The 453-nt window shown below is 49.7% G+C and carries 1 protein-coding gene; it reads left to right on the top strand.

The features are described from left to right. A partial coding sequence (locus FWJ25_RS20905) for a hypothetical protein (protein ID WP_497755930.1) occupies positions 1-453 on the top strand: 453 nt, incomplete at both ends.

The following is a 453-nucleotide window of genomic DNA, read 5'->3' on the forward strand; positions in this document are numbered from 1 at the left end:
GAAGAAGAAAAAGGAGGCCCTTAAGGAGAAGTTTGAAGGCCTCTGCAAGGTGATCAAGGAAGTTTTGGGTGACAAGGTGGAAAAGGTCGTGGTGTCTGATCGTGTGGTTGACTCTCCCTGCTGTTTGGTCACTGGTGAATATGGTTGGACAGCAAATATGGAAAGGATCATGAAGGCACAGGCACTGAGGGATTCTAGCATGGCAGGCTATATGTCCTCGAAGAAAACAATGGAAATCAACCCTGAGAACCCCATCATGGAGGAGTTGAGGAAGAGAGCAGAGGTGGACAAGAATGATAAGTCAGTTAAGGACCTTGTGCTGCTGCTGTTTGAGACTGCCCTGCTCACCTCAGGTTTCAGTCTCGAGGACCCGAACACCTTTGGCACCAGGATCCACAGGATGCTCAAGTTGGGGTTGAGTATCGATGAGGATGATACCGCCGGTGATGCTGA

Origin of the sequence: Marinobacter salinexigens (genome assembly GCF_008370345.1) — a bacterium.
GTDB lineage: Bacteria > Pseudomonadota > Gammaproteobacteria > Pseudomonadales > Oleiphilaceae > Marinobacter > Marinobacter salinexigens.